This is a genomic window from Alistipes sp. (genome assembly GCF_048465635.1).
Taxonomy (GTDB): Bacteria; Bacteroidota; Bacteroidia; order Bacteroidales; family Rikenellaceae; genus Alistipes.
In genome coordinates, this window is the sequence record NZ_DBFWLF010000013.1 from 14887 (window position 1) to 38753 (window position 23867).

General features: G+C 62.9%; 15 protein-coding genes and 1 tRNA gene. 4 read left to right on the forward strand and 12 right to left on the reverse strand.

The features are described from left to right. Nucleotides 1-13 precede the first annotated feature (13 nt). From mutL to ACMO9O_RS05055, 9 genes are all read right to left on the reverse strand, one after another. Nucleotides 14-1990 carry a DNA mismatch repair endonuclease MutL gene (gene mutL / locus ACMO9O_RS05015; protein WP_418982583.1) on the reverse strand — a complete coding sequence of 659 codons (1977 nt, stop codon included), beginning with the start codon at nt 1988-1990 and terminating at the stop codon, nt 14-16. Nucleotides 1991-1995: 5 nt separating this feature from the next. After that, nucleotides 1996-2391: a hypothetical protein gene (locus tag ACMO9O_RS05020; protein ID WP_418982585.1), complete on the reverse strand. Its 396-nt coding sequence runs from the start codon at nt 2389-2391 to the stop codon at nt 1996-1998. Between the two features lie 177 nt (nt 2392-2568). Then, entirely contained in the window at nt 2569-3735 is a 1167-nt protein-coding gene (dnaJ, locus tag ACMO9O_RS05025; RefSeq protein ID WP_418982586.1) for a molecular chaperone DnaJ, read from the reverse strand. Nucleotides 3736-3739: 4 nt separating this feature from the next. Further along, nucleotides 3740-4405, reverse strand: a complete 666-nt coding sequence (locus ACMO9O_RS05030; protein ID WP_418982587.1) for a nucleotide exchange factor GrpE — start codon at nt 4403-4405, stop codon at nt 3740-3742. A 77-nt stretch (nt 4406-4482) separates the two neighbouring features. Beyond that, nucleotides 4483-5208 (reverse strand): SAM-dependent methyltransferase, encoded by a 726-nt coding sequence (locus tag ACMO9O_RS05035; RefSeq protein ID WP_418982589.1) that lies wholly within the window; start codon nt 5206-5208, stop codon nt 4483-4485. Between the two features lie 401 nt (nt 5209-5609). After that, nucleotides 5610-7979: an alanine racemase gene (alr, locus tag ACMO9O_RS05040; protein ID WP_418982590.1), complete on the reverse strand. Its 2370-nt coding sequence runs from the start codon at nt 7977-7979 to the stop codon at nt 5610-5612. A 549-nt stretch (nt 7980-8528) separates the two neighbouring features. Beyond that, nucleotides 8529-11015 (reverse strand): endonuclease MutS2, encoded by a 2487-nt coding sequence (locus ACMO9O_RS05045; RefSeq protein WP_418982592.1) that lies wholly within the window; start codon nt 11013-11015, stop codon nt 8529-8531. 349 nt (nt 11016-11364) lie between these two features. Further along, on the reverse strand, nt 11365-12378 hold the full coding sequence (locus ACMO9O_RS05050; protein ID WP_418982593.1) for an MlaD family protein: 1014 nt from the start codon (nt 12376-12378) through the stop codon (nt 11365-11367). Between the two features lie 10 nt (nt 12379-12388). Then, nucleotides 12389-13561, reverse strand: a complete 1173-nt coding sequence (locus tag ACMO9O_RS05055; RefSeq protein ID WP_418982594.1) for an N-acetylmuramoyl-L-alanine amidase family protein — start codon at nt 13559-13561, stop codon at nt 12389-12391. Nucleotides 13562-13704: 143 nt separating this feature from the next. Here ACMO9O_RS05055 and ACMO9O_RS05060 point away from each other — a divergent pair, with 143 nt between their 5' ends. The 3 genes from ACMO9O_RS05060 to ACMO9O_RS05070 all read left to right on the forward strand — a co-directional run bounded on the left by ACMO9O_RS05060 (nt 13705) and on the right by ACMO9O_RS05070 (nt 19135). Next, entirely contained in the window at nt 13705-16560 is a 2856-nt protein-coding gene (locus tag ACMO9O_RS05060) for a putative LPS assembly protein LptD (RefSeq protein ID WP_418982595.1), read from the forward strand. A 289-nt stretch (nt 16561-16849) separates the two neighbouring features. Then, nucleotides 16850-17023: a hypothetical protein gene (locus tag ACMO9O_RS05065; protein WP_418982596.1), complete on the forward strand. Its 174-nt coding sequence runs from the start codon at nt 16850-16852 to the stop codon at nt 17021-17023. Between the two features lie 12 nt (nt 17024-17035). Continuing rightward, on the forward strand, nt 17036-19135 hold the full coding sequence (locus ACMO9O_RS05070; protein WP_418982597.1) for a BACON domain-containing protein: 2100 nt from the start codon (nt 17036-17038) through the stop codon (nt 19133-19135). Nucleotides 19136-19211: 76 nt separating this feature from the next. Here ACMO9O_RS05070 and ACMO9O_RS05075 read toward each other — a convergent pair whose 3' ends face one another. Next, a complete protein-coding gene (locus ACMO9O_RS05075; RefSeq protein ID WP_418982598.1) occupies nt 19212-20081 on the reverse strand; it encodes a nitroreductase family protein in 870 nt (289 codons plus the stop codon). A gap of 89 nt (nt 20082-20170) precedes the next feature. Beyond that, nucleotides 20171-21415 carry a nucleoside permease gene (locus ACMO9O_RS05080; RefSeq protein ID WP_418982599.1) on the reverse strand — a complete coding sequence of 415 codons (1245 nt, stop codon included), beginning with the start codon at nt 21413-21415 and terminating at the stop codon, nt 20171-20173. A gap of 137 nt (nt 21416-21552) precedes the next feature. Between ACMO9O_RS05080 and ACMO9O_RS05085 the strand changes: the two genes are divergently transcribed. Then, a tRNA-Gln gene (locus ACMO9O_RS05085) sits at nt 21553-21623 on the forward strand. 112 nt (nt 21624-21735) lie between these two features. Here the strand turns inward: ACMO9O_RS05085 and ACMO9O_RS05090 are convergent. Beyond that, the gene (locus ACMO9O_RS05090; RefSeq protein ID WP_418982601.1) at nt 21736-23853 is read right to left on the reverse strand and encodes a M3 family metallopeptidase; all 2118 of its coding nucleotides are present in this window, start codon (nt 23851-23853) and stop codon (nt 21736-21738) included. Nucleotides 23854-23867: the final 14 nt, after the last annotated feature.

Genomic DNA, 23867 nt, shown 5'->3' on the forward strand with positions numbered 1-23867 from the left:
TTTTTTCGGCGGATTATCCCAACTTGGCGCGAATATCTTCGGGCGTAATCTCCGCTACAATGGCCTTGCCCGAGGGCGAGAAACTGAAATCGGCGGTCGCCGCAAGCTGCCCCAGCAGCGCTTCGGCCTGCTCGCGCGCGAGCATTCCCGGCGAGCATTTGGCCCCCTGCCGCGCCAGCACGGCGGCGATCTTTTCGCGCCGCACGTCCCCCAGATTCACCGGCGTTGCGAAAGCCTGCAACAGTTCATAGAGCAGCTGGTCGATCGTGTCGGCCGGTATGTCGGCCGGGGTTCCCCGCACCCCGATCGCGCCTTCGCCCGCGAACTCGATGTCGAAACCCAGCGCCGCGAACTCCACGGCGTGCTCCTCCAGCAGGGCGTATTCATCGGCCGAAAGCACCAGCCGCTCGGGAAAGAGCAGCTGCTGGCTCACCGAGGAGCCGTGCCCCAGCATGCGCAGATAATCCTCGTAGAGGATGCGTTCGCGCGCCCGCCGCACGTCCACGACCACCAGCCGTCCGCCCAGAAGCGCCGCCACGTAGCCGCCCGCCAGCGGGAGCGGGTCCGAAAATTCGGGACGCTGTTCCACCCCGAGCCGCTGCTGTTCGGCCGCGGCCTGCGAGGGGATGAACTCCAGCGTGCTCTCCCCGCAGTGCGCGCCCCAGTTCGCAATGCCCGCCCCCGGGTCCGACCCCGAGGGAATCTCCTCGAACTCGTCCGCCCCGTTCCCGAACGCGGACGCATGACCGGACCGGCCCGAAGCCGTCCCGCCGCCCCAAGCGGGTCCGGCGGCATCCGACAGGGCCGAATCGCCCGCATAGGGGACGTCGAAGCCCGCGAAATCGACGTTCGGATCGGGGGCCGACGGGTCGATATACTCCTCGCGGAAAGGGTTGTAATCGCTGTTGGACATGGCCCGCGGTTCGCCGTAGACGGCCCCCTTCGTCAGCGGGGGAATCTCCACGCTCCCCTCGCGGTCGAAATCCATCAGCGGCACGGCGCCGGTCTTGGCGAGCGTCTCGCGCACGGCGGCGTGGACGATCTGCCATACGGCCTCCTCGTCGGCGAACTTCACCTCGGTCTTCTGCGGATGGACGTTCACGTCGATGCGGGCCGGGTCGATGGTCAGGTAGAGGAAATAGGAGGGCTGCGCACTCTCCGGAATGAGCTTCTCGTACGCTTTCAGAATGGCGCTCGAGAGGTAGGGACTTTTGAAATAGCGGCCGTTGACGAAGAGGTACTGCTCCGTATTGCGCCGCTTGGCTGCCGCGGGACGCCCGACATAGCCCGCCAGCGAGGCGATCGAGGTCTGGGCGTCGACCTCCAACAGGTTTTGCTTGATATGACGGCCCACCACGTCGACGATGCGGCCCGCCAGCGTGGTCGCCGCAAGCGTGTAGAGGGGGACGTCGTTGGCGAAGAGTTCGAAGGCGATCTGCGGGTTGCACAGCGCCACGCGCTGGAACTCGGTCTTTATCTGCGCGGCCGAAGTGGTGCTCTTGTCCAGGAAACGACGGCGCGCGGGGACGTTATAGAAGAGGTTGCGCACGAAGAACTGCGACCCCACGGGGCACATGACGGGATTCTGCGCCACGAACTGCCCGCCGTTGATCTCCGTCACGGTTCCCAGCTCGTCGCCCTGCTGGCGCGTGCGCAGCTCGACCTGCGCCACGGCGGCGATCGACGCGAGCGCCTCGCCGCGGAACCCGAAGGTCTGCAGCGCATAGATGTCGTCCACCGAGGAGATTTTACTGGTGGCGTGGCGGTCGAAGGCCATGCGCGCGTCGATAGGCGACATGCCGCAGCCGTCGTCGACGATTTGGATGAGGTCCTTGCCGCCGTCGCGGAAGTTGACCTTGACGCTGCGCGCCCCGGCGTCGATGGCGTTCTCCATCATCTCCTTGACCACCGAGGCGGGGCGGTTGACCACCTCGCCCGCCGCGATCTGGTTGGCGACGACCTCGGGCAGCAATCTGATTCTGTCGGCCATCGGCGCTACTCCTCGTAATCGTTCGGAACCACCGTGATGGGAGCCGACGGATCGAACTCCACGGTCTGCTCTATTTGGGCCGGTGCGGTGCGGGGACGCAGGAAGAAGGCCGCCAGGCGCGGATAGAGCAGGTAGACGAACAACAGCACCAGCACGGCCGCCGCAGCCATCTTCCAGATGCGCATGCGGCCCCGGTCCTGCTCGCTCTCGCGCCGCGCGTTGCGCGCTTCGCGCTGGGTGCGGATATACTGCCCGGGCCGGTATTCGCGCGCACCGTCTTCCGTACGCTCGCCGCGCAGCTCGGCACGGCGCTGCTCGCGGGCCTCCTTGGCAGGGTCGTAATAGCGCGGAATATAGTTGAACTTGTTCGCGTGCCGCTTGAACGGGGTAAAGCCTAACATAGCAGTAAATCTTAAAGTTATCATCTGACAGGCGGATCGGTCACACGGTCCGTGACCGTATCCTGCACTCCGCCCCGGCGGGAACGACGGGTCGCTTGGAGGGCGACCCGAACGTAGTGAAACGAAAAATTCGCCGCCTCGATAAAGGTACGAATTTTCCGCCGTTTTAGTATTCGTCTAACGGAAGAAACTTTTCATCCGTTCGAAGATGTTCTGGTTCTTGACCGACTCGGCCTTCTGGAAATCGGGCTGCGCGGCGAGCTGTTCCACCAGCCGCTTCTCCTCGGCCGTCAGCTTCGCGGGAATGGTGATGTCGACCACCACCAGTTCGTCGCCGCGGCCGTAGCCGTTCACGTCGGGCAGCCCCTTGCCGCCCAGCCGCAGCACCTTGCCGGCATGCGTGCCGGGCGTGATCTTGATCTTGGCGCGTCCGTCGACGGTCGGAACCTCGACCGTGCCGCCCAGCAGGGCCGTCGTGACGGTGATGTTGAGGTTGTGGATCAGATCGTTGCCGTCGCGCACCAGCTCGGGGTGGCGCTCCTCCTCGATCATCACCTGCAAGTCGCCGTTGACCCCGCCGTGGCGCGCCGCATTGCCCTTGCCCGTGACCGTGAGGACCATGCCCTCGCCCACGCCGGCCGGAATCTGGATCTCCACGACCTCCTGACCGCGCAGCGTACCCTCGCCCTTGCACTTGTCGCACGGCGAGGTGATGACCTTGCCCGTACCGCCGCACGTGGGGCAGACGCCCTGCGTCTGCATGCGGCCGAAGAAGGTGTTTTCGACCCGCGTCACATAACCCGCACCGTTGCAGGTCGAGCAGGTCGTGTAGGCGTTGCTGTCCTTGGCGCCCGTGCCGCCGCACTGGTCGCAGGCGACGGTCTTGTTGATCTTGAGCTTCTTGGTCACCCCGTGGGCGATCTCCGCCAGGGTCAGCTTCACCTTGATGCGGATGTCCGAACCGCGGTTCACGTGACGCCCTCCGCCGCCCGACGAGCGGAATCCGCCGCCGAAATGGCCGCCGAAGATGTCGCCGAACTGCGAGAAGATGTCCTCCATCGAGAAGCCGCCCGCGCTGAACCCACCGAATCCGCCGGCTCCGCCGCCCGCCGCGCCGCTCATGCCGGCGTGGCCGAACTGGTCGTAACGCGCGCGCTTGTCGGGATTCGAAAGCACGTCGTAGGCCTCCGCGGCCTCCTTGAACTTCTCCTCGGCCTCCTTGTCGCCCGGATTCTTGTCCGGGTGGTACTTGATGGCCGCTTTGCGGTAGGCCTTCTTTATTTCGTCGGCGTTAGCGTTCTTCTGGACGCCCAGCACTTCGTAGTAGTCCCTTTTCTCTGCCATGGCTTTACTCTCCTACAACAACTTTTGCAAACCGCAGCACCTTGTCGCCCAGCATATAACCGCTCTGCACGGTGTCCACGACCCGGCCCTTCAGCTCGTCGCCGGCGGCGAAGCGCGCAACGGCCTCCGACACGTCGGGATCGAACTCCTTGCCGTTGACCTCGATCTCGGTCACGCCTTTCTGGCGGAGCGTTTCCGTGAATTTCTTGGCGATCAGCAGCACCCCGTCGCGCAGAGCCTCCAAATCGTTGCTCTTCTCCATGGCTGCCACCGCGCGCTGCACGTCGTCGCGCACGGGCAGCATGGCCAGCAGCACGTCGCGGCCGCCGGACTGCACCAGGTCCATCTTCTCGCGCAGCGTCCGCTTGCGGTAGTTGTCGAACTCGGCCTGCAGGCGCAGGTACTTGTCCTGCCACTCGGCTACCGCTGCGGCGAGCGCATCCCCGCCCGATTCGCCCTCGGATCGGGCGTGCTCCCCGCGTGCCTCGGCATCGACCACATCCGCCGGTTTATCCAGCGGACCGTCCTCGCCTGCCATCGTGTCAGCGTCGGCGGACGTCTTGTCTGCCATATTGGCACAAGGTTCCCCTTCGCAAGAGGGATAACCCTCTCCCGAAATGAAACCCTCGTCACCGGCAACTGCCTCGTTATAAGCATTTTTCTTTTTCATATCGTATGGTTTTTCCTGTTTTCCACCTCTGTTTGTTCAAATTGCATACCAAGCCCCCGGTGCGGCCCCGCGCCGTGTCAGCCGATCACGAAGATCGCCGGGCGCTTGTTCATCGCGGGCAGCGGTTCCCGGCGCCACTCGGCGACGGTCCGCATGCGGATGAACTCACCGGGGGCGGTCAGGTCCATCGCCACGGCCAGCCGCGTTTCGGGGGCGAGTGTCTGCACGAGCTGCTCCAGCAACTTGTCGTTGCGGTAAGGAGCCTCGATGAAGAGCTGCGACTGCCCCTCGGTGCGGGCCCGCCGCTCGAAGAAGCGGATCGCCTTGACACGCTCGGGCGGCTTGACGGGCAGGTAGCCGTTGAAGGCGAACGACTGTCCGTTCAGCCCCGCGGCCATCACCGCCAGAATGATCGACGAGGGACCCACGAGCGGCACGACGCGGATACCGTGCCGGTGGCACGCCTCCACGGCCAGCGCCCCCGGATCGGCCACGCCCGGAACGCCCGCCTCGGAGATCACCCCGGCCGACCGCCCCGCGAGCAGCGGCGCGATCAGTTCCTCGATGCCCACCCCCGAGCGGGTGTGCTCGTTCAGCTCGCGGAACTCCAGCTCCCCGATCGGCCGGGCGATGCCCGCTTTCGAGAGGAAGCGCCGCGCCGTACGCGTATTCTCCACGATGAAGTAGTCCAACGCGTCCAGCACGGCCCGGTTGACCGCAGGCAGCACATCCCACACCGCCGTTTCGTCCGAAATCGGGCAGGGAATCAGGTAAAGCGTTCCTTTATTCTGTTCGGTATGCATGTTTATCAAGTTGTTTCTGTTTCGTACGGGACGGTTGATAGCCGCACCGGATGGTCGTCGGTCGGATCGACTTCAACACGTTTCCTGTCGCCGAACCTCGCGGCGTACCGCCGCGTCTGCAATTCTGACTTCGACCTTTAGGTCGGCGGGCAGCAGCCTGCGGAGGCCCGCTTTCCGCGTGTCCTCCGCAGGCTGCTGCCCTGCCTAACCATATTGCACCTCACTCATTACGCAAAAGTATTTGCGATGAACCGCTACAATACTTTAACCGGTTTTTTGCAGTTTTCCGAGCCGCGAGGGCCGCAACCTCCCGGCACGGAGGCCCGCAAAAGCAGTCCTCCGAAGGCGTCCGCATCCTTAACATCGGCGGCACGCCCCGATCGTCTTCCGACAGCCCCGTCTTACTCCTTCAGGTAGATCCGTTTGACACGTGCCGAAACGGAGGTCATGATCTCGTAAGGGATCGTGTCGAGCACGCGGGCCATCGTCTCCAGGTCGTTGCCCGGCACGGCGGAGAAGACCGACACCTCGTCGCCCTCCCCGACGTCCTCGATCCCCGTAATGTCGATCATGCAGCTGTCCATGCAGATGCGCCCCACGATCGGTGCGGGCCGTCCGGCTACCAGCACCGACCAGCGACCGCAGCCCAGATGGCGGTCCAGTCCGTCGGCATACCCGATGGGGATGGTCGCCGTCACGGTCGGCCGCGCGATCTTCCCCGCACGGCCGTAACCCACCGTCTCGCCCGCCTGGAGGTGCTTGATCTGCACGATCCGCGTCCGGAGCGCCGAGACCGGACGCAGGCCGTCGTTGTGCTCGAAGCCGAAGCCGTAAAGCCCAAGCCCCAACCGGCACATGTCGAACTGCGCTTCGGGAAAACGGTCGATGGCCGCCGAATTGGCCGTATGGCGCAGCACACCGTACGGCAGCGAGGCCGCAACCGCGCTGCTCATCCGGTCGAACCGTGCGATCTGCGCACGTGTATAGCCGTCCTCCCCGGGCATGTCCGAGCAGTTGAGGTGCGAGAAGACCGAGGCGACCTTCACCTGCGGCGTGCGGGCGAGCGCATCGCACAGGCTTCCGATCTCGTGCTCCATAAAGCCCAGCCGGTGCATGCCCGTATCGAGTTTCACATGGATCGGGTAGCGCGTCTCCCCGGCATGATCGACCGCCGCGGCAAAGTCCCCGAGCGACCGGAGGCTGTAAATTTCGGGTTCCAGCCGGTTGGCGATCATCACCTCGAAGCTGTCCGCATCGGCGTTGAGCACCACGACCGGCATCGTGATGCCCCGCTCGCGCAGCAATACTCCCTCGTCGGCGAACGCCACGGCCAGGTAATCCACGCCCTGATGCTGGAGCATCTGCGCCACCTCGAAATCGCCCGCCCCGTACGATGCGGCCTTGACCATCGCCACGAGCTTCGTTCCGGCATGCAGTTTCGACCGGAAGTAATTGAGGTTGTGGATCATCGCATCGAGGTCCACCTCCAGCACCGTCGTATGGCTCTTGCGCGAAAGGGCGTGCGCCAGCTTTTCGAAGCGGAAATCGCGCGCCCCTTTCAGCAGTACGGCGCGCCCCGCCACCGCGCCGCGGCCGATGCGTGCGATGCACTCGTCGGTCGAGGCGTAAAACTCCTTTTCGCAGCCGAACAGCGTGGAGTACCGGCGCAGTCGGGGTCCCACGCCGACCAGCGTGTCCACGCCCGCCCGGGCGACCATGCCCGCCACGCGGGCGTAAAGTTCGTCGTCCGAAAGGCCGCTCTGCGCCATGTCGGAGAGCACCAGCGTCCGCTTGCGCGCCAGCGCCACGTTGTGCAGGTAGTCGAGCGCCAGCGCCAGCGAATTCAGATCGAGGTTGTAGGCGTCGTTGACAATCACCGAATCGTAGATGCCGTCCTTGACCTCCAGCCGCATGGCTACCGCCGGAGCCTGGGCGAACGCCGGAGCGGGATAACCCATCACGGCGCAGAACGCCTCGACGATCTGTGCGTTGCGGCGAGACGCGGCATTGCCGACCACTGCCGCAGGAGCCTCCGGAAAGAGGGCGGCATCGACGGGTTTACGGGCAGCGAACCGCTCGGCCACCATGCGTCCCAACGGTTCGTAAAAACTGTGGTAGATGATCTTGCGTGCGCCTTGCGCCAGCCTCATCTTCTCGTCGCACTTCTGCTCCAGGCTCAGGAAATTCTCCTGATGCGCATCGCCCAGCGAGGTGAAGATCACCACGTCGGGACGGATGATCCGCTCCAGCCGCTCCATCTCACCTGGGCGCGAAATACCCGCCTCGAAGATGGCCAGCTGCTCGTCTCCCTCGAGCATCAGCACCGAGAGCGGCACACCTAACTGCGAATTGTAGCTTTTGGGCGAGCGGTAGAACTTCACCCCGGCGGGCAGCTCCTCGGCGATCCACTCCTTGATGACCGTCTTGCCGTTCGAACCCGTGATACCGACCACCGTGCCGCCAAACTGTGCACGGTAGTGCGCCGCCAGCCGCTGCAACGCCTCGATGGCATTGGCGACGCGCACGTAACCGCATCCGGGCAGCTCTTCAACGGGACACTCCACCAAAAAGGCCCTCACGCCGCGGTCGTACATCTGCCGTACGAACCCGTGCGAATCGTGGTTCGCGCCGCACATGGCCACGAACAGCGGCTCGGCGCCCAGTTCGCACGTCAGCGAACGGCTGTCGGTGACCACCGCGCGGACCGTCCGGTCGCAGCCCGTAAACACCCCGCCGACCAGCTCGGCGATTCGGGAAAGTAGATAGGTCATGATGTTATCTGTAACTCGTCGATAAATTAATCTTCATATTCTGCTCGGGGCGGTTTCGCTCGGGAAGTTCCGCCGCGTCTACAAATCCGACCCCACCCCGACCCTCCCTCAGGGAGGGAGAAGAGAAAATAGGTTCAATCCGTCGGTCAACCGACCACATCCTGCAAATGTGGCGACGACCGCTCTTACTCGCGGCGTTCCGCCGCGTCTACAAATCCGACCCCACCCCGACCCCTCCCTCAGGGAGGGGCGAAGAACCTCAGGTACGATTTTCCACCTGCTCTCGGTTCTGCGGCTCAATCCTGCCACGTGTGCCGAATTTACTTCATCCTGTTTTCGACCTTTAGGTCGGCGGGCCGCAGCCTCGCCCCGCGAAGGCCCGCTGAACGCGTCCTCCGCAGGCTGCGCCCGAGTATAGTGAAGCGCGTCATTCTTGATGCTCTTCCTTAGATCGCGCCATGCGATCCGCACTCTCCCGGCAGTGGAGGCCCACTTGATCGCGTCCTTCCGCGGGCTGCGCCCTCCCCGGGCAGCCCACCATCGGAACCCCTACGCGAACGTGACGATCGTAATCCCCGCCCCGCCCCGGTCGGCATGCTCGTCGACGGCGCTCGCCACCTCGGGCACGGTCCTCAGGTAGCGGCGTAACTCCTCTTTCAACGCCCCGGTCCCCTTGCCGTGGAGGATCGTGACCGAACCCACGCCCACCATCAGCGCATCGTCGATGAAGTCCTGCACAGCGTCGAGCGCCTCGGCAGCGCGCATGCCGCGCACGTCGATATGGTCGCGGAAGCGGAGTTTGCGGGCCGAAATATCCGCCGCGACGACCGTCCGGGCCGTCTGCGGGCGCGTCGCCTCGCGGTATTCGTTGTTCGACACGACCGTTAGCCGCTCCTTGTCGACCGTGGTGAGTATCTGGCCGAACGCCACCTGCGCCCTGCGTCCCTTGACCGACTGCACCACTCCGACGGCATCCTGCCCCGCCATGCGCACCTTCGACCCGGCCTCCACCTCGCGCGGTGCGGGAACTTCCGCAGGTTCCTCCGCAGCGGCCGCCCCCTGCTGCGCTTTGCGTTCGGCCCGGCGCTGCCGGCGCCGTTCGATCCGCTCGATCTCGCGCGCCACATCGGCGTCGCGGTCGGCCGTGTCGGCCGTCTCGACCTGCCGTTCGCGGAAGTCGTCCAGCTCGCGGCGCGCCAGGCGCGTAAGCTCCCGTTCGGCCTGCGCTTCGCGGATGGTCTTGATCGTGTTCTCGATCTGACGGTTGGCGTCGGCGATCAGCTGCTGCGCCTCCTGGCGCGCCTTTTTCAGAATCTCCTGCCGCTCGGTGCGGATTTTGGCCAGCTGCTCGGCATAGTTCTGCTCCAGCTCCTCGACCTTGCGGTCCGTCAGGCGGATGCGGTCGCGCTTCTGCTCCCAGTAGCGTTTGTCGCGGGCGATCTCGCGCAGCTGTTTCTCGATGTTGATATGGTCGCTGCCGGCCTTCTCGCCCGCGCGGCGGATGATCTCCTCCGGCAGACCGATCTTGCGTGCGATCTCGACGGCGAACGAGCTGCCCGGCTTGCCCTGCTCCAACCGGAACAGGGGGCGGATCTGCTGCACGTCGAAGAGCATCGCCCCGTTGGCGACCCCGTCGTTGTTCGATGCGAAATACTTGATATTGGCATAGTGGGTCGTTATCACCCCGTAGCACCCCCGTTCGAGCAGCCGTTCGAGAATCGCCTCGGCGATGGCCCCGCCGATAATCGGCTCGGTTCCCGACCCGAACTCGTCGATCAGCACCAGCGTCCGCTCCGACGCCCCCGCGAGCATGTTCTTCATGTTCTGAAGGTGCGACGAGTAGGTCGACAGATCGTCGTCGATCGACTGTTCGTCGCCGATGTCGATGAAGAGGCTTTCGAAGACGGGCAGCTCCGAGATTTCCGACGCCGGAACCGGGAAGCCGCACTGGAACATGTACTGCACCAGCCCGGTGGTCTTCAGACAGACCGACTTGCCGCCCGCATTGGGGCCCGAGATTACGAGGATGCGCCTGCGCGGGTCGAGCTGCATCTCCAGCGGCACGATCTCCCGCCCGGCGGAGCGCAGGGTCTGTTGCAGCAGCGGATGGCGGGCATTGCGGAGCACCAGCCGCCCGTCGGTCGAGAGGATGGGCTTCACGCAGCCGTTCTCCGAGGCCCACCGCCCCTTGGCACGCAGCAGGTCGATGTCCGCGAGGTAGTCGCCCGAAGCGGCGATCAGCTCCGCATCGGGGCGGATCTCTTCGGTAAAAGCGGTGAGGATGCGGACGATCTCGCGCCGCTCTGCATATTGCAGCTCGCGCAGTTCGTTGTTCAGCTCCACCACCTCCACCGGCTCAACGTAGAACGTGCGGCCCGTGGCCGATTCGTCGTGGATGAACCCGTTGATTTTGCGTTTGTTGGCCGCCGAAACGGGAATCACCGGCTTGCCGTCGCGCACCGAGAGCTGGGCGTCGGCGTCGACAATCCCGGCGCTCTTGGCCGCGGCGAGCACCTGCTGCAGCCGCTTGGCGGCCTGCCCCTCGCGTTCGCGGATGGCGCGGCGCAGCTGCATAAGCTCGGGCGATGCGTTGTCGCGCACGTTGCCGAAGCGGTCAACGAGCGCGTCGATGCGCTGCACGATGCCGGGGAACGCCTCCACGCCGTGCGTGCGGTCGTAGAGGGCCGGATAACGCTCCCGCCGGTTGAGGATGAACGAGACGATGCCGCCGAGGGTCGCCAGCGCCCGCTGCAAGGTCACGACCTCATCCACGTCGAGGAACGAACCGGCCACGCGCAGTTTAGCCACGATTTGGTCCACGTCGGGGTATTCGCCGCCAGGAAAGTCGTGCTCCATGTCGAGCAGCAGGCGCATCTCGTCGGCGAGCGACAACCGCCGCTGGATCTCGTGCGCGGAGGAGGTGAACCCCTCCCCGGCGAGCCGTTCGCGGGATGCACGCATCGTACAGCGGGCTGCGACCTGCTCGCGGAGCCGGTCGAAACCGATCTTTTGCTCGAAAGAGGCCGGATAGATCACGGGTTGAAATAGGTGTTAAAATTATTGGATACTCTCTTTTGCACCGGACAGTCAAGGTTTGTATCGACGGAAGCCACGCTCCCGACCGCAGGACCTCGCGTCGGGAAGCCGCGTCTACAATTGTCCCCCGGGAGAGGCGGAGAACCTCGGGTACGCAGCTTATCCCTTTCATATCCGGTTTTGCAGCTCTCCCGGAACCGCGCAGACCGCATCGTCGCCGAGCGTTAAATCGTTTTGTCTACGGCTCTTAAGCCGCGCCGGCCGCAGCCTCCGGGCGCGGAGGCCCGCATACGCGTGCACTCCGCAGGCAGCGTCCCGCCCCTGCGATTGCGATATAGAGGCGCAACAACTATTCTTCCGCGTTGCGCAATTGCCGCAGCGAGTCGCGTTCGGCCTTTTCGGCCGCTTTGGCGGCCCGTCGGTCGGCCCTCTCCTTCATCTTCTCCGGATCGCGGCCGAAGAGCGAGAAGTGCACGTAGCGGCCCGGATACTCTTTCACGTCGGCGAGCAGCGCCGCAAGGTTCGCGGTCGCCCGGTCGAGCGAGTTGTAGAGGGCCGGATCGCCGAGCAGCTTGCCCAGCGTGCCGTCGCCCTGCTCGATGCGCGCCAAAAGGTCGTTCAGGTTGCCCACCGCCTCGGCGATCTTGCGGGCCACCTGCTCCTCGGAGAGCTGCGACGAAACCTCGTCGAGGTTGCCGATGATGCTCTCCACTCTCCCGGAATTGGCCCCGAGCATCTCGGAGAACTCCGTGAGGCTTCCGATCGCCGCGCGCAGGTTCTGCTTTTCGGCGTCGAGCACCGAGGCCATGTCGCCCGTCAGCGAGTTCAAATGGCGCAGCGTTCCGGTGATGCTGCTCTCGTTGGTCTCCATCAGACGGTTCAGGTTGTCGAGCGTGCGCGACAGGTCGGCGGTGACCTGCGAGAATTTCTGCTTGAAGAAGTCCAGCTCCGAGCCGGCCACGTCCATCAGATCGCGGTCGCGGCTCGAGCGGAGCGTATCGCCCGGCTCGAGGAAGGTGGTCGCCTTCCCGTAGGTGATCTCGATGGCCTTGGCGCCCATCAGTCCGTTGCTGAAAATCTTGGCTTCCGAATCGCTCGGAATGGGGTAGTCGCGCTTGATCGTGAAGCGCAGCACCACCTTGTCGCTGCGCGCCGGATCGAACTCGAGGCCCGTCACCGAACCGATCTTCACCCCCTTCATCATGATGGGCGAGGCGTTCTGCACGCCGTTGATCTGGTCGTAGGCGGCATAGTAGACGCTGTTGCGGCTGAAGATGTCGAACCCCTTCAGAAAGCGGATGCCGGCCCAGGCCGCGCCGATCATCGCCACGGCGAATATGCCGATCTTTACCTCCCTTTTCATATGCTGTCGATTATTTTACAATTTGCGTACCCCGGCACTTCACCACGAAGGCATCGGGGAAGACCTTGCGCACCTCGCGCGCCTTCCGCTGGGCGGCGGCCGCGGTTTCGAACTCGCCCACGCAGTATTTGTAACGAAGTTTCCCCGCGGCGGAGTACTGCTTCACCTTGCCGCGGTAACTCTTGAAACGCGACGAGCGCAGCGGCACGGTCTCGGACGAGGCCAGCACCTGCACCGTATAACGCAGCGGCTTGTCCGCCGCAACCGGCTCACCTTTCGCGGCCGGCTCCTTCTCCTCCGCCTTTGCACCGTCCGCCTGCGTATCCGGCTTTTCAGCGTTCGAGGTGCTCCCCTCCGTCGAGAAACCCTCCGCCACAGCACCGCCCGCCTCCACCTCGCCGCGCAGTTGCGACAGGCGCACCGAGTACTCCTTGACGGCCCGCAGCAGGCCGCGTACGATCTCGTTCTGCCCCTTCTCCGACTTGAGGTAGGCCGCCTCCGCGGGATTGGAGAGGAAACCCACCTCCGTCAGCACACCCGGCATGTCGGTGGCGTAGAGCACCATCAGCGGCTGCTGCTTCACCCCGCGCGAAAAGCGCTTGTCCTTCTGATAGCTGTTCTGGATGCAGTGGGCCAGCGTCAGGCTGTACTCGCCGTAGGTGAACTGGAGGTTCTGAATATAGGCCCTGACGATGGCCGCCGTCCGCTCGTCGGACATGTCGATCAGATCGTCGCGGTTGTTCTCGAAGAGCGCATTGCTGTTGTAGTTCTGTTCCAGCGGGGTTTCGCCCATGACCAGCGTCTCGACGCCCCGCGCCGCCTTCGAGGTCGAGGCGTTGACGTGGATCGAAATGAAGAGGTCGCCGCCGGCCTTGTTCGCCACGTCGGCCCGCGCTTTCAGGTCGGCCTTCTTCGTCGCCGCCAGCGCCTTGTCGGTCGTGCGCGTATAGACCACCTTCACCCCGGGCATCTCCTGCTCGATCAGCCTGCCCAGCCGCAGCGCCAGTTTGAGCGTGAGGTCCTTCTCATAGATGCCCGCATAGTGCGCACCGGGATCGTTGCCCCCGTGTCCGGCGTCGATCACCACCACGCTCACCCCGTGCACAATATTCCCTGCGGACGCCGCGTTCGTCCAAACGAACGCAGCCGCGAAAGCGAGTGCTAGCAAGAGTCGTGTGCGCATGATTTTAATCCGGCCGGATGTATGTTTCTACAATTTTTTAGCTATCTTTGTCGGGCCTGAAAAACGCCCCGGGAAGCTGTCAGGGGGCCGTTTTCGGCGTTTTTGCCGACGCGTCGGCAAAGGTACGGAAAATTTTTGGGATTTTGGACAGATCAAGGGTAAAATATCTCCTTTCGGGGGCGGTCATCCTGCTCGCCGCCCAGCTCGTGCTGGGCAGCGGTGCGCCGCAGCCGCCGACCCTTGACACCCGTCCGGACAGCCCGGCCGTCTCCGAAGCGAATACGGCCGATTCCGCCCGCACCGCCCCCCTCACCCGCCGCGAACGCCGCCAGCAGGCCCGCGACCAGCGCGAACGCGCCCGCCGCAACGCGGCTTTCAACGCCCTCTCTCAAGAGGAGCGCGACTCGCTGTTCAGCGCGCAGGTCGACTCGCTCGTCGCGCTGAAGACCGATTCGCTCGAACGCAAGGCCGATTCGCTTGCCGGGACCGACACCCTCCAGCGCGACACGGTGAAGCAGCCCCGCGAGCCGGGCGCATTCCTCGACGACCCGATCTCGGGCAAGAACACCGACTCGCTGGTTTACGACGTGCGCAACAAGATGGTCTACATCTACAACGAGGGCGACGTGACGTACCAGAACAGCAACCTCAAGGCCGACTACATGCGGATCAACATGAACGACAAGATGATCTACGCATACGGCAAGCCCGATTCGCTGGAGGGCAAGGCGATCGTCACCAAACCCGAATTTACCGAGGGTGAAGCCACCTACCAGATGGATACGATCACCTACAACCTCGATTCGAAGAAGGCCAAGATCAAGGGCGTGGCCACGCAGCAGGGCGACGGCTGGCTGGTGGGCGGCAGCGTGAAGAAGATGCCCGACAACACGATCAACATCCAGAACGGCAAATACACCACCTGCGACGAGACCGATCACCCGCACTTCTACCTGGCGATGACCAAAGCCAAGGTGATCCCCGGCAAAAAGGTGGTCACGGGTCCGGCCTACCTGGTCATGGAGGACGTGCCGATCTACTTCCTGGGGATTCCCGAAGGGTTCTTCCCGATCAACATGGGTCCCAAGTCGGGTCTGCTGATGCCCACCTACGGCGAGGAGTACACCAAGGGCTTCTACCTGCGCGACATGGGTTACTACTTCACGCTGGGCGAATACGCCGACCTGGCGCTGCGCGGCGGCTTCTACACGCTCGGTTCGTGGGAAGCGTCGGCCGCCTCGCGCTACATCAAGCGCTACAAGTACAGCGGCAGCTTCAACATGGAGTACTCGAACGTCAAGACGGGCGAGAAGGGCGAACCCGACTACATCAAGCAGAGCAACTTCCGCCTGCAGTGGACCCACTCGCAGGACCCCAAGGCCAACCCCGGTTCGACCTTTTCGGCCTCGGTGAACTTCGCCACGAGCGGTTACAGCCGCTACTCGGCCACCAACCTCAACGACATTCTGGCCACGCAGACCAACTCGACGATCTCCTACTCGAAGAACTGGACCGGAACCCCCTTCTCGCTCTCGGCCAACATGGCCGTGTCGCAGAACTCGCAGAACCAGTCGATCTCGCTGACGCTGCCCACCATCGTCTTCAACGTCTCGCGCTTCTACCCCTTCAAACGCAAGGAGAAGACGGGCAAAGACCGCTGGTACGAGAAGATTTCGATGCAGTACACGGCCAAGATGACCAACTCGGTGACCACCACCGAATCGGAGATTTTCTCCCGGAAGACGCTCGAAAACATGAAGAACGGCATCGAACACTCGCTGCCCGTCTCGGCGTCGTTCAACCTGTTCAACTACATCAACGTCTCGCCGTCGTTCAACTACAACGAGAAGTGGTACTTCAAGAAGGTCGAATTCGAGTGGAACCCCGTGACCAACCGCACCGACACGCTGCCCTCGCAGTACGGCTTCTACCGCCTCTACAACTATAACATGAGCGTTTCGGCCTCGACGACCGTCTACGGCATGTACGACTTTACGAAGAAGCGCCGCGACCGGAAGATCCAGGCGATCCGCCACACGCTCACCCCCTCCATCGGCTTCTCCTACGCCCCCGATTTCAGCGACCAGAAATACGGTTACTACAAGACCCGCCAGACCGATTCCACGGGCCGCACTACCACCTATTCGCCCTATGCGGTCAACGCCTACGGCGTCCCCTCGTCCGGGCGGCAGATGTCGATGAACTTCTCGCTGTCGCAGAACCTCGAAATGAAGGTGCTCTCCAAACGCGACACCTCGGGCGTGAAGAAGATCAAGCTGATCGACGAACTGCGCATCAGCGGGTCGTACAACTTCCTGGCCGACTCGATGAAGCTGTCGACCATCCCCATCTCGTTCCGCACCACGATCTTCGGCAATTTCGGCATCAACCTCTCGGCCACGCTCGACCCCTACCGCGTCACCCCGCAGGGCGTGCGCTACAACAAGCTCTTCTTCCCGGGCCGCATCGTCTCGACGGGCTGGTCTTTCGGCTACACGTTCAAATCGCGCGAGGACCGCTCGGAATCGGCCGTCAACGACATCACGAGCATTCCGCCCGAGTACATGAATCCGTTCTACGACCCCTACGGGCACATGGACCCCGTGCTCAGGCGGCAATACATGTCGCAGACCTATTACGACTTTTCGCTGCCGTGGAACTTCGGCTTCAACTACACGGTCAACTACTCAATCAGCTACACCAACAACGGCACGACGGGCTACCGCAAGAACGTCACGCAGACCGTCGGATTCAACGGTTCGATCAACCTCACCCCCAAGACCGGCATCACGTTCCAGGGCGGCTACGACATCATGAAGAACAAGCTGACCACCTCATCGGTCTCCATCTCGCGCGACCTGCACTGCTGGCAAATGTCCTTCTCGTGGATTCCGTTCGGCTACCACCGTTCGTGGAGCTTCAACATCGGCGTCAAGGCCGCCTCGCTCTCCGACCTGAAGTACGACAAGAACCAGTCGATGTACGACAACATGTACTGATCGGTCCCTCCCCGGTTCCATCCTTTCCCCGAATCTTTTTGACCGCCGCTCCCTTATCGGAACAGCGGTTTTGCACATCTCCTTTCCGCCCCGGCCCGAATCTTTTCGCCGCCGTGCTGCGTTTCGGGGCTGCGGCACGGCGTTTTCCCCGCCCGGCCGCACCGCCGTCCGGAAGGGCGCTTTCGTATACTTTAGGGGCGGAATTAAAAATATCCTCGTTTTTTGATCGAATCCGGTAATTTTTTTGCTAACTTTGGGTAAACCGGAAACAACCTTAAAACACCGAGATATGAACGTAATTCCCATCAAACCGACAAGGGGGGGGGAAACCGACTATTCCGCCCCGACGCTTGAAACGTTGCTGATCACCGTCGAACAGGGCTTCCAGGGCAGCGGAGGCACATACGGCAACGAAGGAGGAGCCGGCGACTACCTCGAACCGGGTAACGATTACGAACTTTAAGCCGAAGATCCTATGAAATCCCTCATTCGCCTGGGAGTGCTGCTTGCAGTAGCTGCAACGGCCTTCACCGCCTGTTCGAACGACAATACGGAAGATTACACCTCCGAAGCCCCCGGCGTCCGTCTGACGCTGCGTGCCGGCAATCCCGAAATCGGACCTTCTGTCCGGCCGCAAGGAACCCGCACCGAGATGGAGGGCACGACCCCCTACTGGTCCGTCGGCGACCGCATCGGCGTAAGCACCGACGGCACGTCCACCAACTACGCTTTCACCAACGACGCCACCGAGCGGGCGCAGATCACCACCTTCACGGGCACGACAAGCGTCGGCTCGACCATCTACACCTATTACCCCTATTCGGAGCTGGGCATCAGCGGCACGGGCGACAACGCCGGGGCCCGCGTGGACATTCCCGCCAACCAGAACCCGACGGCCACCTCGTTCGACGGACGGGCCGACCTGCTGATCGGAAAGCCGCTGACGATGGCTGCCGACGGCACGGTGGTGGGCAGCCTCCAGTTCAAACGCATGGGCGCTATCGTCAAAGTGGTGCTCAAGGACAATTCGACGGGCGGTCTGCTCAGCGGTCAGCACGTCTCCACGCTCTCGATCGCAACCGACGGGCAGAACTATCTGGCCGGACGCGTGACGCTCAATCTGGTCACCGGCATGCTGCTCGATCCCTACTACGGACAGTCGAACAAGGTCACCGCGACCCATACCGCAGCCACGCAGTACGCCGTCGACGGCCTCTCGGGAAGCTACCTCGGGGTCTTCCCGCGCGTGCTTCCGGCAGGTTCGACGCTCAGCGTCGAAGCTACGACGGAGGGCTACAACATCAGCCGCACGATCACCCTCGCCCAGCCCGTCGATCTGCTGCCCGGCAAGGTCACCACGCTCAACGTCGGTCTGACGGACGCGAATATCACCGCGGTCGCCACCGGTCTTGCGCTGCCCTTCGACGATGACTTTTCGTGGGTTACGACCTCCAGCACGACGGTCCTTTCGCTCGAGGACTACCCGTCGAAGGACGGCACGGCCCTCTATTCGGCTACGGCCAGCACCTATCCGGAGACACCCGCCCTTAAATTCGGCACGGGTTCGGCCCGCGGTTACTTCACCACTACCGAACTGGACCTCTCCCAGCCCTTTACGGTGATCGTGAAAGCGAAGGACTACGGTACGGCAACCAAACCCGACAAGTCGTCCGTGAAAGTCACCGCCGGGGAAGCCGAGCCGCAAACCGCCGCGCTGACGACCGACTACAAGTACTACGCCTTCGAATTCCCGGCCCAGACCGCCAAATCAAAAGTCCGGGTGGATATAACCGGTACACGCGGCTACCTCACCCTCTTCCAGGTCGTGGCCGGGCACAACATTCCGCTGCCCGCCAAGCTGACCATCACCAGCGGAACATCCGTTACCGCAGCACCCGAAGGGGATCTTCTCACCACCACTTACGAGATCGAGAACCCCGTGACAGGAGCCTCCGTCACGGCCGACGCCGGCGATGCCACGTGGATCAATACGTTCGACACCGACACCCCGGGCGAAGTCTCCTACGTGGTCGATGCCAACGACACGGGCGCGAAACGCACCGGCACGATTACCTTCACCTATGCCGATGCGCCTGCACAAACCGTCACGGTCACCCAGCCGGAGATCGGCGGCGTCACGACCTACGAGGTGACCTATACGGTATCGAGCACCTCGGCCGTTACCGTCAGCGGGACTGCCCCGCCCAACACGTCGGCCGCCTACAAGCAGACGTACACGACCAAACAGCAGCTGACCAGCGGCAACTCCGCCACCCTGACCCTGAGCGGTTACGAGGGCTGCACGATCACCGGCATCACGCTGAACATGCACTCCAACGCAAGCAAGGGAGCCGGCGGCCTGGATATTACGGCCGGCACGACGACGATCGCTTCGGTCGCAGCCAAGACCACCTTCAACAACTGGCCGGGCGGCAAGTACGGCACGGCATGGGTCGATATAACGCCCACGGTTACGCCCTACACGGTAGGCGCCGCAGAGACGGTCACGGCTGTAATTACGGCATCGACCAATTCGCTCTATATCCAGAGCTACACGATCACCTGCGAGAAGTAGTCCGGAGGGGAGGGGGTCCGGAACCTGGCCCCGTAAAAAGAGACGGAGGATATCGAATCCTCCGTCTCTTTCACCCTTACCGCCGCATCACGGTCGGCGCATCGCGGTCGATGTATTTCGGGTAGCGGAACTCCGGCATGCCGAGCGCCATCACCGCGCAGATGCGGCGGCCGCGAAGCCCCAACAGCTCGTTCAGCCTCCGGCCCTTGTCCTGCCGCACGGCGGTCAGCACGAAACCCATATATATCTGGCTTACGCCGAGCGCCTCGGCCATCAGCGACGCATTCTGGTAGGCCAGGTTGGCGTCCTCGGCCCCGAAGCGGCTCTCTTCCGGCGCATGAATCAGCAGAACGGCCGTCGCACCGCGCAGAATGCGGTCCTTACCAGCCGCATAATCGCGCTGCATGCTCTTAAAGACGGGCACGTAACGGTAGATGCCCGGCGCGACGCGGCGCAGCAGCGGCCGGATGATCGGATTGTCGAGCCGGCGCACGATTCGCCCGAAGACCCTGAGCGTGTATTCGCTGATGAGGCGCAGCGCGGCCGGTTCCGTAACGAGCGTATAGCCCAACTGCCGGGCATTGGTGGCCGTCGGGGCGCGGTCGGCGGCGGCGATGATCCGGTCGAGCATCTCCTGCGGCACGGGCCGCTGCGTCAGCACACGGTTCGAACGCCGCACGGCCAGCAGCAGCTCCAGTTGTTCGGGCGTCGGCAGCGCCGCATAGTCGGCGGCATGCACCCGCTCGGGCGGGAAGGCTTCGTGGACGACCGCATCGACCGGACAGGCGGCGACGCAATGGCCGCAGACGATGCAGTTCTGGGGATGGTGCAGCGAGACGGGACCGCGAGGCTCCTCCTGCACGAAAATTTTCGACGGACACACCTTCACGCAGCGGCCGCAGCGGATGCAGTTGTCGGCGATCCGGATCGCATACTCTTTTTCCATAGACGCAGGGCGGCATCGGCCGCCGGATTAATTGTACAAACGGACAAAAATCCCCGCCGAAGCGGGGAGTGTCATAAATTGCGTGGCTCTCAGTGCTTCACGTCGGCCATCTCGGCCGGATTGTGCTTGTAACGGAACGCGAAGGCGAAGACCACCGCTACCAGCAGCGCGTAACCCGAGAAGATGAACCACGAATCGGGCCAACCGTAGGCGTCGACCACCGCACCGGCGGCGTACGAGCCGAAGAACGCGCCGAACCCGTTGGTCATGATCATGAAGACGCCCTGCGCCGAGGAGCGGATCTCGCGGCTGGTCTCCTTTTCGACGAAGAGCGAGCCCGAAATGTTGAAGAAGTCGAACGCCACGCCGTAGACGATCATCGAAAGCACGAGGAACGCCGCGCCGGAACCGGGGTTGCCGATGCCGAAGAAGCCGAAGCGGAGCACCCACGCCAGCATCGAGATCATCATCACCCGCTTGATGCCGAAACGGCGGAGGAAGAAGGGAATCAGCAGGATGCACAGCGTCTCGGACATCTGCGAGAGCGAAAGCAGGATCACCGAGTGTTTGACAATGGCCGAATCGGCGTACTGCGGAATCGAGCCGAAGCTCTGGATATAACTGTCGCCGAAGGCGTTGGTGATCTGAAGCGCTGCGCCCAGGAGCATCGAGAAGACGAAGAAGACGGCCATGCGGCGCTCCTTGAAGAGGGTGAAGGCGCGCAGCCCGAGCGTGTCGATCCACGACTGTTTCTTCACGCTCCGGTCGACGGGGCACCCGGGCAGCGTGAACGAGTAGACGGCCAAAAGGAACGAGAGCAGCGCCGAGACGTACAACTGTCCGGCGGTGAGCTTGATCTGCACGCCGCCGATATGGGTCAGGTCTACGAACCACATGGCCGCGATGAAGCCCACGGTTCCCCACACGCGGATGGGCGGGAAGTGTTTCACGGCGTCCAGCTTCGCCAGATCGAGAGCGTTGTAGGCCACCGAATTGGAGAGGGCGATGGTCGGCATGTAGAACATCACGCTCAGCAGCATGCACGTATAGAGCGGTGCATAGGTCGTCTGCGAGGCGGCCGCGACCAGAAACGCACCGCTGATGAGGTGGCACAATCCCAGCAGCTTCTGCGCCGGAATCCAGCGGTCGGCGATGATGCCCATCACGGCGGGCATGAACAGCGAGGCGATGCCCATCGTGGCGAAGAAACTGCCGATTTGCAGCCCCGTGAAGTCGAGGCCGCCGCCCAGGTAGGCTCCCAGCGAGATCAGCCAGGCGCCCCAGACGGCGTACTGGAGGAAGTTCATGACGATCAGGCGAAACTTGATTCCCATAACGTTCTGATTTTAGGTCGGTTTATATTTCGGTCCGGCTTATGCTTCGGAATGATTAAAGCAAATATAGAAATTTTTTCGCTAATTTTCTTTGCAGTTGAAAAATAAAGTTCTACTTTTGCATCACCAAAACGCATTGAGCTATGGTGTAATGGTAACACAACAGATTCTGGTCCTGTTATTCCAGGTTCGAATCCTGGTAGCTCAACTGAAAAAGAGGTCCTTATGACAGGGCCTCTTTTTTTGATTGCTATCCACCTCACCGCAAAAAATCGGACGGCCCGCATGGGTCGTCCGATTCCTATACTGAAAGAGTTTCCCTATTCGGTCAACCCCATCTTGTCGATGAGCGCCTTGGTCTCGGGCTTGTGGCCGCGGAACCGCACGTAAAGCTCCATCGGATGCTCCGTGCCGCCCTTAGAGAGGACGTTCCCGCGGAACGCCGCAGCGGCCTCCCGGTCGAAGATCCCCTTCTCCTTGAAGAGCGAGAACGCGTCGGCGGCCAGCACCTCGGCCCACTTGTAGCCGTAGTAGCCGGCGGCGTACCCGCCCGAGAAGATGTGTCCAAACGAGGGGGCCATCGCCGTACCCGCAACCACGGGCATCACCTGCGTGGGAGCCATCGAAGCCACCTCGAACTGCTCGACATCGCCCTCGAAAGGCTCGGTGAGCGTATGCCACGCCATGTCGGTCATGCCGAACGAGAGCTGGCGCACGTTCAGATAGGCCGCCAGGTAGTTCTGCGCCGCGACGATACGGTCGACGATCTCCGCCGGGATCGGCTCGCCCGTTTGGTAGTGCTTGGCCCACAGGTCGAGGTACTCCTTCTCGGTGGCCCAGTTCTCCATCACCTGCGACGGCAGCTCCACGAAATCGCGGTAGACGTTCGTGCCGTTGAGCGATTCGTAGCGGCCCTCGGCGAGCATACCGTGCAGCGAGTGTCCAAACTCATGCAGGAAGGTATTGAACTCGTCGAACGTAAGCAGCGAAGGAGTCGTCTCCGTAGGCTTGGTGAAGTTCATCACCAGCGAAACCAGCGGACGGGTCTCCTTCTTGTCGACGATCTTCGTACCGCGGAACTCGGTCATCCACGCCCCCGAACGTTTCGATTCGCGCGGGAAGAAATCGAGGTAGAGCACCGCCATGAAGCGCCCGTCGGCATCGGTCACGTCGTAAGCCGTCACGTCGGGGTGGTAGACCTCGATCTTGTCGTTGGGTGTGAAATTGAGCCCGTAGAGCTTGTTGGCCAGCAGGAAGACGCCTTTCTTGACGTTCTCCAGCTCCAGATAGGGCTTGACCACCTCGTCGTTCAACGCATATTTCTCGTCGCGGTATTTCTGGCTGTAATAGGCCCAGTCCCACGGCATCAGATCGCCCTTGAACCCTTTCGAGGCGGCATACCCGTTCACCGTCCGGTAGTCGCGGTCGGCGTACTGCTTGGTCTCGTCGAGCAGCTCCTTGAGGAATGCGTTCACCGTGGCCGTGTTCTCGGCCATGCGCTCCTCCAGCACGTAATCGGCATAGCACTTGTATCCCAGCAGGTTGGCGATCTTCAGCCGAGTGTTGGCGATCTGCTTAATGATGGCCGTATTGTCGAACTCGCCGCCCAGCGAGCGCGAGTTGGAGGCGCGCCACAGCTTCTCCTTGAGCGCCCGGTTCGACGAATAGGTCATGAAAGGCACGTAGCTCGGAGCCTGCAGCGTGACAGTCCACCCCTTCTCGCCGCGCGCTTTGGCGTCGGCCGCCAGCCCCTCCTTCACGAAGGCGGGCAGCTCGGCCACCACCTTCGGATCGGTGATGTTGAGCGTGAAGGCGTTGGTGGCCGCCAGCGCGTTTTGTCCGAACTGGAGCGTCAGCGACGACAGCTCGGAGGTGTACTTGCGGTAAAGCTCCTTGTCCGCGTCCGAGAGCGCCGCACCCTGCCGCGCAAAGCTCTTGTAGGTATCTTCCAGCAGCTTTTTGTCCTCCTTGTCGAGGCGTCCCGGATGTTCGTAGACGGCCTTCACGCGGGCGAAGAGCGCGGGGTTGAGCGAAATGTCGTTCGCCAGCTCGGTCAGCTTGGGCTGCACGCGCTGGGCGATGGCCTGCATCTCGTCCGACGTATCGGCTTCCAGCAGGTTATAGAAGATGCCTTCGATGCGGCCGAGCAGTTCGCCCTGCCGCTCCAGCGCCACGATCGTGTTGCCGAAGGTGGGCTTGGCCGGGTTCGAGACGATGGCCTCGATCTCGGCGCGCGAGCAGGCGATCGCGGCATCGAACGCCGGCTCGTAGTGCGAAAGCTCGATCTTCGAGAACGGAGGGGTCTGATAGGGCGTATCCCACTGCGCCAGCAGCGGATTGGAAAGATCCAGTTCGGGCAGCTGCGCCTTGGGAATCGCGTTGTCGGCGCACCCTGCCGCAAGGGCGGAGAAAGTCATGATGAGCAGTGCTTTTTTCATTCTTATGCGGTTTT

Excerpts from the sequence above, each read along its gene's own strand:
- ACMO9O_RS05050 (WP_418982593.1), bottom strand. The coding sequence starts at position 12,378 with ATGAAAAGGGAGGTAAAGATCGGCATATTCGCCGTGGCGATGATCGGC.
- alr (WP_418982590.1), bottom strand. The coding sequence starts at position 7,979 with ATGACCTATCTACTTTCCCGAATCGCCGAGCTGGTCGGCGGGGTGTTT.
- ACMO9O_RS05030 (WP_418982587.1), bottom strand. The coding sequence starts at position 4,405 with ATGAAAAAGAAAAATGCTTATAACGAGGCAGTTGCCGGTGACGAGGGT.
- ACMO9O_RS05055 (WP_418982594.1), bottom strand. The coding sequence starts at position 13,561 with ATGCGCACACGACTCTTGCTAGCACTCGCTTTCGCGGCTGCGTTCGTT.
- dnaJ (WP_418982586.1), bottom strand. The coding sequence starts at position 3,735 with ATGGCAGAGAAAAGGGACTACTACGAAGTGCTGGGCGTCCAGAAGAAC.
- ACMO9O_RS05080 (WP_418982599.1), bottom strand. The coding sequence starts at position 21,415 with ATGGGAATCAAGTTTCGCCTGATCGTCATGAACTTCCTCCAGTACGCC.
- ACMO9O_RS05035 (WP_418982589.1), bottom strand. The coding sequence starts at position 5,208 with ATGCATACCGAACAGAATAAAGGAACGCTTTACCTGATTCCCTGCCCG.
- mutL (WP_418982583.1), bottom strand. The coding sequence starts at position 1,990 with ATGGCCGACAGAATCAGATTGCTGCCCGAGGTCGTCGCCAACCAGATC.
- ACMO9O_RS05020 (WP_418982585.1), bottom strand. The coding sequence starts at position 2,391 with ATGTTAGGCTTTACCCCGTTCAAGCGGCACGCGAACAAGTTCAACTAT.
- ACMO9O_RS05070 (WP_418982597.1), top strand. The coding sequence starts at position 17,036 with ATGAAATCCCTCATTCGCCTGGGAGTGCTGCTTGCAGTAGCTGCAACG.
- ACMO9O_RS05065 (WP_418982596.1), top strand. The coding sequence starts at position 16,850 with ATGAACGTAATTCCCATCAAACCGACAAGGGGGGGGGAAACCGACTAT.
- ACMO9O_RS05090 (WP_418982601.1), bottom strand. The coding sequence starts at position 23,853 with ATGAAAAAAGCACTGCTCATCATGACTTTCTCCGCCCTTGCGGCAGGG.
- ACMO9O_RS05075 (WP_418982598.1), bottom strand. The coding sequence starts at position 20,081 with ATGGAAAAAGAGTATGCGATCCGGATCGCCGACAACTGCATCCGCTGC.